The sequence below is a fragment of the Methylobacterium sp. genome, assembly GCF_019745455.1.
Classification (GTDB): Bacteria; Pseudomonadota; Alphaproteobacteria; order Rhizobiales; family Beijerinckiaceae; genus Methylobacterium.
The window spans coordinates 16,820-32,796 of the sequence record NZ_JAIETD010000044.1 but is presented as its reverse complement, the minus strand read 5'-3'; the positions used below and the strand labels follow the sequence as shown (position 1 = coordinate 32,796).

Here is a 15,977-nt window from a genome sequence, read left to right as displayed (position 1 = left end):
GGCCTCGCTGAAACTCGACGTCCCAACGCCTTGCGGGGTCCCAACGCCTTGCGGGTGCGGGACGGTGCTGCCCTCGAGTGGCAACCATACGGGTTCGGTAGCGCCGATCCGAAGGGGAGAGCATGCTCCAGACCACCCCTGCCCGGCCCTCTGCGGCGGCACCCAGGATCGAGCCGTCGGCGACGGTGACGCTGAGCACGCTGCGCACCGTCCTTCGCCGCTACGCCCTCCTCGTCCTCCTGTTCACCGCCTTGGGCGCCGGGATCGCCGCCCTGATCGTCTGGGCAAGCGTTCCGACCTACGTGGCGAGTGCCCAGCTGCTGATCGAGGCGCAGCGTCAGCAGCAGCTTCTCGTGTTCGAGCCCGGCATGCTCGACCTCACCCTCGACAACGCCCAGGTCGAGAGCCAGGTCGAGGTCCTTCGCTCGGAACGCCTCGCCGGGGCGGTCGTCGACGCCCTCGATCTTGCCCTCGACCCCGAATTCCAGGGCAACGACGAGACCTGGATCGCGGCACTGGGCGAGCAGCGGCCGGCGGATCGCGCCACCGCAAGCCTTGCCGAGCGCAGGCGTGTCGCGGCCTCCGTCCTGGCAGGCCGCGTCGGCAGCCGGCGGGTCGGCCAATCCTACGTCATCGAGACGACCGCACGGTCCTATAAGCCCAAGCGGGCCGCCGAGATCGCCAATGCCTACATGGCGGCCTACCTCCAGGATCAGTACGAGGCCAAGGCCCAGGCCGCCCGAGGCGGCGTCGAATGGCTTCAGCTGCGCCTCCGCGAGGTCCGCCAGAGCCTCAACACCGCCGCCCGGACGGTCGAGGACTTCCGAACCCAGAACGGCCTGGTCGCGACGAGCAACGGCCTCCTCATCGAGCAGCAATTAAGCGAGATGAACAGCCAGTTCATACTCTCGCGTTCCCAGACGGCGCAGGCCGCGGCCCGCCTCGCGCGGGTGCGGGAGGTGAGCGCCAAAGGCATCACCGAGGCATCCGTCACTGAGGTCCTCAACAACCAGGCGATCACCAACCTGCGCCAACGCCAGCAGGACGCCGCCCAGCGCGAGGCCGAGTTGCGCGAACGCTACGGCCCCGACAGCGAGGCGGTCGCCGGCGCAAAGCGTGAGGTCGCCGCCGCCGAGCAGGACATCGCCGCCGAGCTCGGCCGAATCGGGCAGACATACCTCAGCGACTACGAGATCGCGGTCTCGCGCGAGCGGGGCCTCTCCGAGGAGATCCAGCGGCTCATCGGCGAGGCCGACAGACTGCGCCAGGCCAAGGTGACCCTGTCCGAGCTCGACGCTCAGGCGCAGAGCTACCGCAAGATGTACCAGAACCTCCTCGAGAAGCTCGCCGAGACGGTTCAGAAGGAGACGCTGCCGGTCTCGGGCGCCCGCGTCATCGCCCCCGCCAACGTACCGCTCGGAAAGAGCAGTCCCAAGACGAAGCTCACCCTCACTCTCGGCACAGTGATCGGCCTCGTCTTCGGCATCGCCGCCGGGACGATCCGCCATCGGCTCGATCAGACCGCCCGCACCGAGGCCGACATCCGCCGTGCCGTGCCCTTCCCGGTGCTCGGCCTGCTCCCCGATATCGGACGGGGACGGTCCCTCAAGGGACCGGGTGAAGGACCGGACGTCGTCGAGGCGCCGTTCTCGGCCTTCAGCAAGGCGATGCGCGGCGTGAAAGTCTCGATCGACGTCGCCCGCGAGGAGCGCCGGATCGAGACCATCGGCATCGCCTCGATCGCATCGGGCGACGGCAAGAGCTGCGTCGCCCTCAACCTCGCCTGCCTGTTCGCCCAGGCCGGCAACCGCACGCTCGTCGTCGACGCGGATTTTCAGTCCAACAAGCTCTCGCAATGTCTGGCGCCCACGGCCGAGGACGGACTCCTCGAGATGCTGGCGGACGGCCGCGAAGCGGTCCGGCCGACCGCGATCACCGATCTCTTCGTCCTGCCCCTCGTGGTCCGCTCGCGCTGGGCGCAATCGAACGATTTCCTGAGATCGAAGCAGATGCACGCGCTCATCAAGTCTCTGGCCGAGGCCTACGACCTCATCGTCTTCGATCTGACGGCGATGGAGACGGCCGCGGACGTGCGCGCCATCAGCCGGATGCTCGACGGCATCGTCCTCGTCGCGGCCTGGGGCAAGACCGAACTCGGCGCGCTCGCGGAGGCCGCCACCTCCCTCGACGCCGCGCAGGCACAGGTCGTCGGCGTCGTGCTGAACAAGGTCGGCGACGCCGAGATGGTGTCCCGGCGGATCTAGGGCGCTCCGCACCGAGGCGGATATCGCTTCGGGCAGGGCGCGCGGCGGAACGAGGACCGAGCACCCGCTCTCCCGCGAGCGGGTTGCCCAACGAAGGAGAGCGCTCGTGCCCGTAACGGCCTCACTGGACCGAGGCGACGATCCCGTCCCGCCGCGGCAGGGCGGTGGAGGGCTTCGGGACCGCCTTGCCGTCGAGAGGACGCGACTTGCCTTCCGGGGGACGCGACTTGCCGTCCTCGATGCGAGCCTTGCTCTCGTCGGCGCGCGCGCCGCCCTCCTCGATCGGGGCGTTCGATACCTTGAGGACGTCGCCGGGCCGCAAGGGCGCCATCTCGCCGACGACCTCCTCCGCAGCCCCATGCAAGCCGGCTCTGACCACGGTGAAGACGGTCGGCCTGCGCTGAGTCTCGAGCCGGTCCTCGATGAGCCTTGGTGCGACCACCTCGGTATCGGTCAGGAGGCCGCGCAGCGTATCCGCCTTGAGCTGGAGCTTGGTGAGTCGCATCTGCGTCTCGCGCAGGTCCACGAGGACCGTGCTCTGCTGCTGGTTCTTGAGATCGAGGGCGGTCCGGTCGGTGCGGCTGAGATCCTGACGGGCGCGGGAGATCGCGAGCTGGGTGTCGAGCCGCGCGCTCTCGAGCTGTGCGACGCTCTGCTCGAGGGCGAGCAGGCGCGGGTTGATCGACAAGCCACGCTCGACGAGGCCGTTGATGTTGCCGAGTTCCTTCTTGGCGAGGGCGATCTGGCGATCCTGCGAGACGGCCTTGGCCTGCAGGGTCTCGATCTCGGCGTTGAGCTGTTCCTTGGTCTGGGCGAGGGCAGCGAGCTGCGATCGCAGGGCGTTGCGGCGCGTGTCGAACAAGGCCCGCTCCTCGCCGACGGCGTCGGCGAATCGGCCGTCGGCGACCTCCTCCGGGAATGCGATGGCGCCGTCTCCGCGCCGCTCGGCGTCGAGCCGCGCGCGCCGCGCCAGCAGTGCCGCCCGCTCCGTGGCGACCTCTCGCAGGTCGCCCCGCGCGCTGATTCCCTCTCGCGAGAGCCGCTGCAGCCCGAGATCGCCAGGCCTGTAGAGGCCGCCGGCGAGACCGACGGCCTGCAGGACCGTGAGTTGGGGACGGAAGGCATAGGCGCCGGGCTTGTCCACCTGGCCGACGACGTAGACCGGCCGGAACTGGGCCACCTCCACCGACGCATCGGGCTTGCGCACGAGACCGACCTTACGCTGCAGGCGATCGCCGAGGAGCGTGCCGACATCTTCGGCACTGAGGCCTGCCACCTCAAGGGTGCCGACGAGGGGCAGCGAGATCCGGCCGGCGGCATCGACCGCGAACTCGCCCGACAGGGCCTCCCAGACGAAGGCCTCTCCGCGATCCGAACGCCACTCGGTGACCCGCACCCGGACCTTGTCCTGAGGACCGAGGCGGTACGGCGCATCGTCTCCCCGAGCCGGAAGGGCGAGCGTCGCCAGAATGGTGGCCGCGAGCAGGATCCCGTCGATGCGTCCCGTCATGGAATTCACTTCCTATCAAGCGATTTAGTTTCTCGGCGTCGCCGATATCGGTTCAGTTCATGCAGGTAAGCACCAAAGAATGTCAATATAGATTTCGAACAATTTCATCTTTTACTTTCAAAAGTTGCATATAAAATAGCCTTTATTAGCGGAGAGCTATATCGATGACTGTCGTCCTGACGAGAATACATCTAGGATCGTGGCTTCGCATCGATCCAGCCAACGACAACCCTCTCGACGCTGCGGTGCAGGCGTGGGGGCTGTCGGGGAAGAATGTGCCGGCCGCATCGGGCAGAACCGGTGTCGGTGCCGCTCCTCGCGCAGGCAGCGGCCAGTGGCCCGCCACGCGCCGCGATCCGGCGGATCCAGCCGTATCGCCCCTGACGCTCATGCGCCGAGACATGTCCGGCGACGGCCATGACGGCGACCCCTCCCGCCGCGTCCTGCGGCTCGCGGTCGGAATCGCCACCGTCGGCCGGCCGCAGGTGGCGAGGACCACCGTCGACAGGCTGAGCCGCCAATCCCGCAGACCCGACCAGATCGCAGTCTCGATCCCAACGCGCGGCGATTTCGAGGGCGAGACCGACATCCGCCTCCTCATCGGCGCCCGCGGCCTCACGGCCCAGCGCAACGCGATCCTCGACGCCGTGCCGGACGCGGATGTCATCTGCTTCTTCGACGACGATTTCATCCCCCACACCGACTACCTGAAAGCTCTCGAGGAGGCCTTCCTCGCCGATCCGACCCTCGTCGGGGGGACGGGCCTCGTCGTCGCCGACGGCATCATCGGCCCTGGCTACAGCGCGGCCGAAGCGGACCGCCTTCTGGAATCGCCCGGTGAGGTCGCCTTCGCGGAGCCCGTACCCGTCTACAGCGCCTATGGCTGCAACATGGCGTTCCGGCTCGACAGGATCCGCGCCGAGCGCCTACGGTTCGACGAGCGCCTCCCGGCCTATGGCTGGCTGGAGGACGTCGATTTCAGCCGGCGTGTCGCCAGGTTCGGGAGCCTTGCTCAGATCCGCGCGGCCGTCGGCGTGCATCTCGGCGTGAAGGGCGGCCGCCAGTCGGGCCGGCGGTTCGGCTACTCGCAGGTCGCCAACCCGATCTATCTCGTCCGCAAGGGCAGCTACGATTGGCACCGGGCGGCCTGGTTGATGGGCCGCAACATCGCGATGAACCTGTTCCACGCGCCGAGGCCGGAGCCGCATATCGACCGGCGCGGACGGTTAGCCGGCAACATCGAAGCTTTCGCCGACATCCTGCGTGGGCGCCTGAACCCGGCGCGCATCGCCGCTATGTCATGAGCGGCTCCATCCCATGAGCGGCTCCGTGGGATTGCCGGGAGGATACGAATGACGATCGAGCGGGTCTGTGTCATCAGCGACGACGCCGTTGAGAGCGGTGGAGCGGCCGGAGTCGCGCTACGGTCGGTGCGGCTACTGGCCGAGCGCGGCATCCCGGTCACGGTGCTGAACGGCAGCGGGTCCCCAGGCGGACAAGGGCTTCCCGAAGGGATCGACCTGCACTCCCTCGGCGCACGCAACCTGCTTCAGGGCTGGCGCGGACGGGCAGCCATGCGAGGAATCTACAACGGCCAAGTCCGGAGTTTCGTGGCGGACTGGATCGCGCGGCACGATACGCCGGGCACGGTCTACCACCTCCACAACTGGCACAAGGTCCTGTCGCCCGCCGTGTTCCGAGCGCTCGCGCCCGTTTCCCAGCGCCTCGTCATGACGGCGCATGACTACTTCCTCGTCTGCCCGAATGGCGGCCAGTTCGACTTTCCCCATGAGACCGCCTGCGAGCGGGTCCCGCTGTCCATCGGCTGTCTCGCAACGCAATGCGACCGGCGCCATTACGGTCACAAACTCTGGCGCGCCGGGCGGCAGGTGGTTCGCCAGGCCGCCATCGATCTCTCGCGCAGCGAGGCAACGGTCGTCGCCGTCCATGACGGCATGGTCCCCTACCTCATGCGCGGCGGGGTGGCGCCCGACCGGATTGCGGTGATCCGCAATCCCGTGGTGCCGTGGCGCTCCGCCCGCGTGATCGCGGAAGAGAACGCAGAGATCCTCTTCGTCGGCCGCCTGGAGAAGGACAAGGGCGTCGATGTCGTGGCCGCCGCCGCCCGGGATGCCGGCGCCACCCTGCGAATCGTCGGCGACGGCCCGCTCCGGGCCGAGCTCGAACGGGACCATCCCGAAGCGATCGTGATGGGCTGGCGCTCTCCGGCCGAGATCGCCGACCTTTCGGCGCGGGCACGGCTCGCCGTCGTTCCGACCCGCTGGCGCGAGACCTTCGGCCTCGTCACCCTGGAGGCGCTGACGAGCGGCGTACCCGTCGTCGTGTCTCGGCATGCGCTGATCGCGCCGGAGGTTGTGGCCCTCGGTGCCGCGGAGGCCTGCGACCCCTACGATCGCACCGGCCTCGCTGCGATCCTTCGAAGGCTTGCGGCGGACGACCGGGCGATCTCCCAAATGAGCCGAGCCGGTTTCGAGGGCGGCCGGGACCTCGCCCCCGATCCGCAGGTCTGGTGCGACGCCCTGATCGCGCTCTACATCGACAGGATCGCGGTTTCGGGACGGAGGTCGGTCCTGCGCCGGATTGGGTCAGTGGCCGCTGCCGCGCAGGCATCCTGAACCCGCCTCCGTGCAACTTGTCAGGATAAACCTGTCGAACGCCGGCAGCACCTATCCCGCATAAAGGACGAGCCTGCTCGGGTGTTGCCGAAGCGACGGCGCACGAGGCGCCCCGGAAAACCCATGCTTCCCTCCGGCACGCCCCTCGCTTGCGGTTCACCCTTTTTTGAATAATGTATGCAATGTAGCGTCTCCTTGGCATAGTGGCGGCATCGGGCGTTCGCTCCCCCACGCATGCGCACATCCCCGCGAGAGGCCCTCCCATGGTCGACCTGCACGGCTTTCGGCTGACCTTCGACGACGAGTTCAACGGCTTTAGCGTCTCGGCGAACGGAGTGGGGACGACCTGGGCCGATACGCGGCCCGGCTCGCTGCTTCGGCCGGGTGTCGACATCGGGTTCGGGCAATCGGCCTTTGTCGACCCCTCGACCGGCATCCAGCCGTTTTCTCTGGCGAACGGTGCCCTGCGGATCGAAGCCGCGCCTGCCACGGGAGCCGCCGCCGACCTCGTCTATCCCGGGCTCTACACGTCCGGCCTCATCCACACTCTGAACAGCTTCTCGCAAGCCTACGGCTATTTCGAGATGCGGGCGGATCTGCCGGAGGAGCCGGGAACCTGGCCCGGCTTCTGGCTGCTGGCGGCAGATGGTGTCTGGCCCCCGGAACTCGACATCGTCGAGACGTTCGGCTCCGATCCGACGGCGCTGACGAACACGATTCACACCGCCCAAGGCGGTCAGCATACCTATCAGACGATCTTCTCCAGTCAGCCGACCCTGACCGCCGGCTATCATACCTTCGGCACGCTCTGGACGCCCGAAACCATCACCTTCTACTACGATGGCGAAGCGGTGGGGCAGGTCGCGACGCCGGCCGATATGCATGGCGCGATGTACCCCGTCATCGCGCTGGCGATGCAGCGCGGGGTCGCCGGCATCACCGGCAACCCCAACGACCTCAAGGTCGACTACATCCGGATCTATTCGGATAATCCGGAAGCGACGGCGATCGACCTTCAGACGATCTCGTCCCCCGATGGGGCCGACACGTCGGGCCTCTACGGCGCCAGCACCGCAAGCTACACCCCGCCGGATCCGCCCCCCCCCGCGACCGGCCTCGACACTCTGACGATCCACATCTCGGGCGATCAGTGGAACGGAGCACCGCAATTCACTCTCAGCGTCGACGGCAAGCGGGTGGGCGAGATCTTCAACGTCGAGGCCCTCCACGCGCTGGGCCAGAGCCAGGACATCACCCTCACGGGCGATTTCGGTGATGGGCCCCACGAGGTCGCGATCAGCTACATCAACGACGCCAACTCGGGCGCGTATTACGACCCAGCGGCCGGCGGATTCGTCAACGATCGCAACCTGTTCGTCTCCGGAATCACGCTCGATGGCGTGAGGTATGACCGCGACGACGTCACTGGTAACAGTGCTGCCGTGAGCTATGAATGGCTCGATCCGGCTGCTGCCGTCATGGCCGCCAACGGGACCGTGACTTTCGCCACCTCGGCCGTCACCTCGCCACCCACGACGCCCGAGCCGGTGCCGACACCGGTTCCTCAGCCGCCCGTCTCGACGCCGGGTGCCGACACGCTGACGATCCACATCTCCGGCGACAGCTGGAGCGGGTCGCCGCAATTCACCCTCAGTGTCGACGGCAACCGCGTCGAAGGCGTCTTCAGCGTGGATGCCCTCCACGCGCTCGGTCAGAGCCAGGACATCACCCTCACGGGCGATTTCGGTGATGGGCCCCACGAGGTCGCGATCAGCTACATCAACGACGCCAATTCGGGTGCGTATTACGACCCAGCGGCCGGCGGATTCGTCAACGATCGCAACCTGTTCGTCTCCGGGATCACGCTCGATGGCGTCACCCATGACCGCGACGACGTCATCGCGAACAGTGCCGCCGCCGGCTTCGACTGGCTCGATCCGCAGGCCGTCGTCATGGCGGCGAACGGCACCGTGACCTTCACCACCTCGGCCGGCGCATCCCAACTCCCTACCCCGATTCCAGCGCCGGTTCCCCAGCCCACACCGGCGCCCTCGATGCCGGGCGACGACACGCTGACGATCCAGATCTCGGGCGATCAGTGGAACGGAGCACCGCAATTCACTCTCAGCGTCGACGGCAAGCGGGTGGGCGAGATCTTCAACGTCGAGGCCCTCCACGCGCTCGGCCAGAGCCAGGACATCACCCTCACGGGCGATTTCGGTGATGGGCCCCACGAGGTCGCGATCGGCTACATCAACGACGCCAACTCGGGCGCGTATTACGATCCGGCGGCCGGCGGATTCGTCAATGATCGCAACCTGTTCGTCTCCGGAATCACGTTCAACGGCACGGATTACGGCCAATCCGCGATCATCTCGAACGGCGCATCCATCGGCTACGGCTGGCTCGATCCCCATGCGGCCGTTATGGCGGCGAACGGGACCCTCACGTACGGCCTGTTCTAGTAGAGGATCGCCGCGGATATCGAACTCGCGAGGATGCCTCAGGCCCGCACGAACCAGGCATCCCATTGCGAGAATTCGGGGAACTTGCGGACATAGCCGTTCGATTCCATCAGCGCCTCGATCTCGTTCTCCGCGCCGGTGTTGTTGTGCTCGATGGAGAGCAGGCGCACGTCGTAGCGGTCGAAATCGAAGGCGCTGAGGATCTCGAACTCGCTGCCTTCGGTGTCGACCGACATGTAGTCGATCCGCATCGGCGCGCGCCGCTCGGCGAGGAGGTCGTTGAGCGATAAGGTCTCGACGGAGATCCGCGGAGCCGCGAGGCGCACCGAGGCGAAATGGTCGCCGGCGGCGCAGGTGGCGATGGTGCTCAGTTCCGGATCAGTGGCGGTCACGAACTCGACCCGTTCGCCGCTGCGCGCGGCGATGCAGCGATGCTCGATCTCGCAGACACGGTTGCGGCTGAGATCGGCGTGCCAGACCGGGTTCGGCTCCGCGAGGATGCCGCTCCAGCCATATTGCTTCTCGAGGAGCCAGGTGTTGCTGTTGACCCGGCCGTTGGTGGCGCCGAACTCGACGAAGAAGCCCTCCTGAAGCCCCTCCGTCTCGAAGGTCACCCACAGGTCCTGCAGGATCTGCGAGCACGACCGCTCGAAATCGAGGAAGCAGTGGGAGAGGAACCGCAATTCCTCCAGTTCGTGAAGGCGAGTGATCTCGGGCGAACGCTGCGCCATGGCGTTGAACAGCACCTGGCGGACATAGCCCTTGCGCGCCGCCGCGTGGGAGAGGCCGCCGAGCGCCTGCTTGATCTGGGGTTTGAACGCTTGGAGCATCGACGACATCCTCTTCGGGCGGCGAAAGGGGGGCATGGGAGCGTCAGGCGGTTCGGGGCGCTAAGAGCGCCAGAAGGCCGTCGATCGGTCCGCGAGCCGGGCGGGGAAGACGCCCCGCGAGGGTGCGCAGCCGAACAACGTCCTGAGCCGGCAGGGCCTGCAGGGTCCTGACCGACGCGGCGTACACGATCGCGGCGGCGGCGATCGCCAGCGGCAGCGCGACGAGCGGCGCGTGCACCGTCCGCACGATCGCGAAGGCGACGAGTGAGGCGAGGGTCGCCGCGAGGAGCAGCTTGGCGAGTGAGGCGAGCGGCGTCGGGCAGTTCAGGCGGCGGCTGACGAACCAGGTGCCGTAGGCCACCATGAAGGCGTGGATCGCCACGCGGGCAAGCGCCGCGCCGATCATCCCGAAGACGGGCGTCACCAGGAAGCCGGCGGCGAGGGTGAGGGCCGCCCCGACGGCGCCACTCAGGAAGATGAAGTCGCTGCGTTCATGCGCGTAGATCAAGTGCGAGCCGACCGCGCCGCTCGCCCCGATCGCCGCGCCCGCGACGAGGATGCAACCGACCGGGACCGCCTCCGCGAAGGACGGGCCGTAGACCAGGGGCAGCAGCGCCGGCAGGATGGCGGCGAGGCCGAAGCAGGCCGGAAACAGGAGGAACGCCATCACCCGCGTCGCGGTGGCGTAGACCTCGTGCATCTGGCCGATACCGCTTCGTCCGCGCGACGCGGCGAAATAGGGAAGCAGTCCCCCCGTGAGCAGGAGCGGCCCCTGCGAGGCGAGGTTGGAGAAGGTGAAGCCGATTGTGAAGAGAGCGACGGCCTCTCCGCCCCAGTATCGTTCCAGGAAATAGATCTCGACCCTGGACCAGACGAGGCTGAGCGTCAGCGCACCGGCCCAGGAATAAACCGCGAATCGCAGGATGCGCCTGCGGAGATCGGCGGCGATCCTTGGCCGTCCCGCCGCATGGATCAACGCAGCCCCTATCGGCAGCAGACTTCCCGCGCAGTAGCCGGCGAGGATGCCCGGAACGCCATGGAGGAGCCCGCCTATGGTGACCGCCGTGAGCTGGAGCGCGAGGGAGCCGAGGGTGAGTTTCGCGGCGATGTCGAAGCGCTGGAAGCCGCGCAGCGTCGCGAGGCCGAGAGCGGAGGCGAACTGCAGCAGGAACAGGAGACCGACCCACCACCAGTCGGAGCCTTGGAGAATCGCCCCCTCCCGGACGGCCGCGAATCCGCCCAGAACGAAGGCGGCGCTACCGAAGATTGCGGCGAGTGCCCCGATCCTGAGGAGCGTGGCGGCCATGGCCGCGGCGGCGTCCCCGTCACCGGCTGCGGTCAGTTCCGGAACGTAGCGGGCAAGGGTCTGCGTCAGGCCGATATCGGCGAAGGTCGCCGCGAGGGTCACGATCCAGAGCGCGTAAGCGACGGTACCGGTGCCCGCAGGTCCCAGCATGCGGGCGACGATCACCATGCTGAGGAAGCTTCCCAGCGCAGTGCCAAGGCCTGCGAGGGTGCCGTACGCGGAATTGCGGGCGAAGCGTCCTGACATGAGATACCTTAGCGGATCGCCGGATCGGCGGAGGGGTTGCTCCGTCGCCGTTCCACCATGGCTGGGACGGGAGACGCCGCACCTGCCCGATCAGGCCCATTCCGAGCGTGCCGGTCCTGCCCCGCGGCACCCATGGCATGCCGGTAGACGGCTACGGTGTCCGCGGCCATGCGGCGGGTGGAGAGCCAGTCGAGATTTTGCCTCGCAGCCCTGCGCCAATGCGCGAGCGAAACCGGATCCTCGATGAGGGCGAGGAGCGTGCGGGCGAGGGCCGGCGGATCGTAGGGAGGCGTCAGCAGTCCCGCATGCCCTTCCTCCAGCACTTCTGGAATGCCGCCCACCGTGCAGCCGATACAAGCACAGCCGGCCTCCCTCGCCTCTGCGAGGACAAGTCCGAAAGGCTCGCTATGCGACGCAAGAACGAAGATGTCGGTGCCGCGGAAATACGGCATCGGATCAGGTGCGAAGCCGGCAAATCGAATGCGTTCGGAATAGCCGCTCGCACGCGCCTGCACCTCGAACGCGGTGCGGTCCGGGCCGTCGCCGACGATGGTAAGGCTCGCCAGCGGGTGCCGCGCGGCGACGATCGCGAAGGCGGCGATGAGATCCGCGATGCCCTTGCGCGCATAGAGACCCGCCACGGTCAGGATCGATGGCGAGCCGAGATCGATGGCGCGTGCGCCGTCGTACCGACGGCGGGGCGATCCGAGAGGTCCGTTTCGCACCACCTCGATCCGGCTGGATGCGATGCCGCGCTTCGCCATCTGCCGGGCGACCGCGTCGCTCACCGCGATGACCTTGTCGCCGACGCCCATGACAACGGCGCTCCGCTGCCACTCATTGTGGACGGTGGTGACGAGGCGCCACTTCGCCCCTGGCCGCAGCATCCTGGCGAGGACGGCGCCGGTCATCATGTGGGCATGGACGATGTCCGGCCGCTCTCGCTTGAGGAGCGCGCGCAGGCGCAGAAGCGCGCCCGGCACGGCGAGGGGGCGGCGCCAATGCTGGTCGAGCCGATGGTGCCGGACCCCGGCCGATTCGATGAGCGGTACATAGGAGCCACCGCCGCTGGCGAAGGACACCGTATGACCCTGCTCGGCCTGGGCGCAGGCGAGGTCGACGGCGACGTTCATGATGCCGTTGCCGATCTCGTGGCAATGGTTGGCGAGGTGCAGAATCCGCAGACGGCCGGTTCCGGGAGAATGCAGGTCCGTCACGGATGCGACCCCGCTGGCGTCGGGGACAGCACCGAGCCGGCAGGCTCCTCCGAGGGATCCGGCCTCCGGGTGCTGCTTTGCGGCGACCGCGCAGGACTGATCTCAGCCCGGATCGCTCGCACCGTATGGGCGGCTTCGACGAGGGCGAGGCCCAGCCTTCCGACGCGCGGGAAAGCCTGGACGATCGCACCCTCCCGCCAGAGGCTGTCGCGAATGCGCGGGAGCCGCCCCCTCCCAGCCTGACCGGCGAACTGCGCGACGTGATCCGCCCGGCCGAAATCACGGGAGCGATCCTGCAGGGCCAACAGGGCGACATCGCCCTGGTTCGGCCAGGTGACGGCCCGCTTCAGATGGCTCCAGGCTTCCTCGGCATCTGCTGCGATCCGGGGCAAGGCGGCGCGGTCGAGGCCGTCGACATAAGCGAGGGCGCCGGAGAAGAGGCCTCTCTCACTGGGCTCGATGTGTTGACGCCAGCCGGCGATCTCGAGGTTGGCGCGGGGCGGACTCCCGGCCGGCAGGGCGGTGAATGACTTCACGCTGGGCAATTCCGGCTCGAGTACGGACTCGATCAGGTGCCAGAACCGGAGCGCCGCGGTGCGCCTGTCCCATGGCGCATAGACGTCGCGCTCGACGCTGAGGCCGACCGTGCAGTCGAAGTGCGGGGCCGCGTAGCCCTTGTAATTGCTCCTTGCGAATTGCACGCAGAGCCAGCGCCGCTCCGGCATCGCCTCGCGCATCAGCCTCACCGTGCTGCCGTAAAGGCCGGTATCGCACAGGATCACCGTCGGCCGCCCTTGTGTGCGCGACTCGAGATGCGATCGGAACAGCGCATTCTGTGCCGCGACGGCGGCGCGCACGATTTCGGTCTCGGCCATCAGTCGCGTGAAGCGCTGAGGCTCGAACAGATCGTACCAGACCGCCGGGAGTTCGAGATCGTCGCGCTGTGTCAGTGCCGCCGCGACATCGCTCATCGGGCGGTCGCGGAACTCGCGGCCGAGTTCGTCGAGGAGACCAGGCGTCGGCGCGAGGGCGCAGAGCCGCGCCGCCACGAGGCGCGAGATCATGAGATTATCGGACTGCACGCTCGAGGCAAGCGCCGTACGAACGAGGAAGCGTTCGTAGACGAGTTGCAGGCGAAGGCCGCCACGGGCGCAGAACAGCAGCGTCGCCTGCCCCGGATCGGGCAGGAAGCGCTGAAACTGCCAGAGGCGAGACGCGAACTCGGCGAGGATGGCGCCGAGGGCGACGTAGCCGAACGCATAGGCGTTCTGGGCGTGGACGCTGCCGGCGAGTGCGGCTGGGAACGACCGGTGCGGGACCATCGCGCCGCCCCGTCAGTGCAAGACGGCAGGGTGGCGCAAGCGGAAGCGCAGGGCATCCACCTTGCGGCCGAGCCGGAGATAGGCCGGCCGCTCGACCTGCCGACAGCGCAGCCCGGCACCGCGCGCCATGATGAGATCGGCGACGGGATCGTCGCCGATGTGAAGGACGCGGTCGGGCGCGATTCCTTCGACGTCGAGCACCGTCTGGAAAAGGCTGCCCGATCGCTTCGTCGCGTCCCAATCGGCACTCGTGTAGATCGCGGCCACCGGATGGCCGGGGGCGAGCGCGTCGAGAAGTCCGGAGATCGTCCGTGCGCTATGCCAGGTGTCGCTGATCGCGATGACGCGGGATCCGGCCTGCGCTTCGGCTGAGAGCCACGTCAGCAGGCGCCGGTTCGGTACCAATTGCTCGTGCTCGACGGCGATCTCGGCCTCCGCGATGATCGTGGCGCCATGCGCGTGGAGGCCCAGGATCGCGGCGACGCCGTCGACGAGATCGGCGAAACGGACCTCGCCGCGCGGGTTGACGATGTCGAGGACCCGATAGGCGAGAGTGTGAACGGAAAGGCGTGCTTGCAGGATCGCTCGGGTCTCGACGACGACGCCGAGTTCCTCACGAAGGCGCCGACCCGCACGTTTCGCAACGACTTCGAAGCGGCTCGTCTGCGCGCGGCGGTCGCGGTGAAGGAGCGTATCGAACACGTCGCATGAGAGGAGGGCCGATCCACCGGCCTCGGATTGAACCATTGCGGCTCCTCGCTCGGCTCGACCGTTTGGCGCGCCGCAACGAGGAACCTTGCGGATCGATGCCGCAGTGCAAAGACGGTGTTAACCCAAGTCTGTCGGGAAAAGTCTGACAAGACAAAGGGTATTCACGCATAGATCATCCCGAACGGGCATCAGTAGTGTTTCGATCATCGGGTGTGACGACCGTGGTCGCGTGGACTTCTCGAATCTCGTCGCACCGCACCATCCCCAGGCTGATCACCGGGACGAAAGCGAGTTGGGATGCGGGTCGCGATCGTTCACTATTGGCTGGTGGGAATGCGCGGCGGCGAGAAGGTCGTCGAGGCCCTGTGCCGAATGTACCCACAGGCGGACATCTTCACCCACGTCTACCAGCCCGCGGCGATGAGCGAGACGATCCGTGGGCGGCGCGTCACGCAGAGTTTCGTCGGCTCACTTCCCTACGCGGCGAAGCTCTACAAGAACTACCTGCCCTTGATGCCGATGGCCTTGGAGCAGCTGGACCTGCGTGGGTACGATCTCATCATCAGCAGCGAGTCGGGACCCGCAAAGGGAATCATTCCGCCGCCGGGCTCGGTCCACATCTGCTATTGCCACTCGCCCATGCGGTACATCTGGAACATGTTCCACGAGTACCGCAGCGGCGCCGGCGTCCTGAAACGGGCGCTGATGATGCCCGCGGCGCATTATATCCGGCAGTGGGACGCGGTGTCGGCTGACCGTGTCGACCATTTCGTGGCGAACTCGCACAACGTCGCCCGTCGGATCTCACGCTACTATCGCCGTGACGCGGACGTCGTGCCTCCTCCGGTCAGCGTCGACGACTTCATCGTCTCGGATGAGCCGGGCGGCGATTACGACCTGATGGCGGGCGAGCTCGTCGGCTACAAGCGGCCGGAGCTCGCGGTCGAGGCCTACAACGCCATGGGACGGCGGCTCGTCGTGGTCGGCGGCGGGGAGATGCTGGCGGCGATCCGGCGCATCGCGGGGCCGACGGTGATGGTGCTGGGGCCGCAGCCCTTCCCGGCCCTGCGCGATCTCTATTCCGGCTGCCGAGCCCTCGTCTTCCCGGGAGAGGAGGATTTCGGGATCGTTCCGGTGGAGGCGATGGCGAGCGGCCGACCGGTCCTCGCCTATGGCAAGGGCGGGGCGACCGAGACCGTGGTCGAGGGCGTCACGGGCCTGTTCTTCCACGAGCAGAGCGTCGAGGCGATCATCGAGGCCGAGCGGCGCCTGGCAGACATTCGCTTCGACCCGGCGACGATTCGGCAGCATGCCGAGCGGTTCTCGGTGGCGGTCTTCGAGCAGCGCATGGGCGCCGTCATCCGCGCCCATCTCGGCTCGAGCACCCCGCGCCCGCGTCTCTCGCCGGCTCCGGCCCTCGTCTCGGCCGGCGCCTGACCTCGCCCTCACGATCGTCAAGGAGGACAGCGT

Annotated in this window: 11 protein-coding genes; 5 read left to right on the top strand and 6 right to left on the bottom strand. The window is 67.7% G+C overall.

Features of this window, described 5'->3' with window-relative positions; all coding sequences use genetic code 11:
* Positions 1–122 precede the first annotated feature (122 nt).
* Positions 123–2,264, top strand: a complete 2,142-nt coding sequence (locus tag K2Y56_RS10990; RefSeq protein WP_292507422.1) for an AAA family ATPase — start codon at positions 123–125, stop codon at positions 2,262–2,264.
* A 121-nt stretch (positions 2,265–2,385) separates the two neighbouring features.
* On the opposite strand, the gene K2Y56_RS10985 is transcribed toward K2Y56_RS10990, so the two are convergent.
* The gene (locus tag K2Y56_RS10985; RefSeq protein WP_292507421.1) at positions 2,386–3,774 is read right to left on the bottom strand and encodes a polysaccharide biosynthesis/export family protein; all 1,389 of its coding nucleotides are present in this window, start codon (positions 3,772–3,774) and stop codon (positions 2,386–2,388) included.
* A gap of 164 nt (positions 3,775–3,938) precedes the next feature.
* Between K2Y56_RS10985 and K2Y56_RS10980 the strand changes: the two genes are divergently transcribed.
* The 3 genes from K2Y56_RS10980 (at position 3,939) to K2Y56_RS10970 (ending at position 8,875) form a co-directional block, all read left to right on the top strand.
* The gene (locus K2Y56_RS10980) at positions 3,939–5,078 is read left to right on the top strand and encodes a glycosyltransferase family 2 protein (protein WP_292507420.1); all 1,140 of its coding nucleotides are present in this window, start codon (positions 3,939–3,941) and stop codon (positions 5,076–5,078) included.
* A gap of 48 nt (positions 5,079–5,126) precedes the next feature.
* Complete coding sequence (locus K2Y56_RS10975; RefSeq protein WP_292507419.1) at positions 5,127–6,410, top strand: glycosyltransferase family 4 protein; 1,284 nt, start codon at positions 5,127–5,129, stop codon at positions 6,408–6,410.
* Between the two features lie 263 nt (positions 6,411–6,673).
* On the top strand, positions 6,674–8,875 hold the full coding sequence (locus K2Y56_RS10970; RefSeq protein ID WP_292507418.1) for a carbohydrate-binding domain-containing protein: 2,202 nt from the start codon (positions 6,674–6,676) through the stop codon (positions 8,873–8,875).
* Positions 8,876–8,913: 38 nt separating this feature from the next.
* Here K2Y56_RS10970 and K2Y56_RS10965 read toward each other — a convergent pair whose 3' ends face one another.
* From K2Y56_RS10965 to K2Y56_RS10945, 5 genes are read right to left on the bottom strand one after another with little or no spacing between them, the layout of a single operon-like run.
* Positions 8,914–9,705 carry an FkbM family methyltransferase gene (locus K2Y56_RS10965; protein ID WP_292507417.1) on the bottom strand — a complete coding sequence of 264 codons (792 nt, stop codon included), beginning with the start codon at positions 9,703–9,705 and terminating at the stop codon, positions 8,914–8,916.
* A gap of 43 nt (positions 9,706–9,748) precedes the next feature.
* Complete coding sequence (locus K2Y56_RS10960; RefSeq protein WP_292507416.1) at positions 9,749–11,257, bottom strand: lipopolysaccharide biosynthesis protein; 1,509 nt, start codon at positions 11,255–11,257, stop codon at positions 9,749–9,751.
* 8 nt (positions 11,258–11,265) lie between these two features.
* Positions 11,266–12,474 (bottom strand): glycosyltransferase family 4 protein, encoded by a 1,209-nt coding sequence (locus tag K2Y56_RS10955; protein WP_292507415.1) that lies wholly within the window; start codon positions 12,472–12,474, stop codon positions 11,266–11,268.
* Complete coding sequence (locus tag K2Y56_RS10950) at positions 12,471–13,796, bottom strand: glycosyltransferase (protein ID WP_292507414.1); 1,326 nt, start codon at positions 13,794–13,796, stop codon at positions 12,471–12,473. Before K2Y56_RS10950 ends, K2Y56_RS10955 begins: the two co-directional genes overlap by 4 nt.
* Before the next feature lie 12 nt (positions 13,797–13,808).
* Entirely contained in the window at positions 13,809–14,543 is a 735-nt protein-coding gene (locus K2Y56_RS10945) for an HAD hydrolase-like protein (protein ID WP_292507413.1), read from the bottom strand.
* A gap of 261 nt (positions 14,544–14,804) precedes the next feature.
* Here K2Y56_RS10945 and K2Y56_RS10940 point away from each other — a divergent pair, with 261 nt between their 5' ends.
* Positions 14,805–15,944, top strand: a complete 1,140-nt coding sequence (locus tag K2Y56_RS10940; protein ID WP_292507412.1) for a glycosyltransferase — start codon at positions 14,805–14,807, stop codon at positions 15,942–15,944.
* Positions 15,945–15,977: the final 33 nt, after the last annotated feature.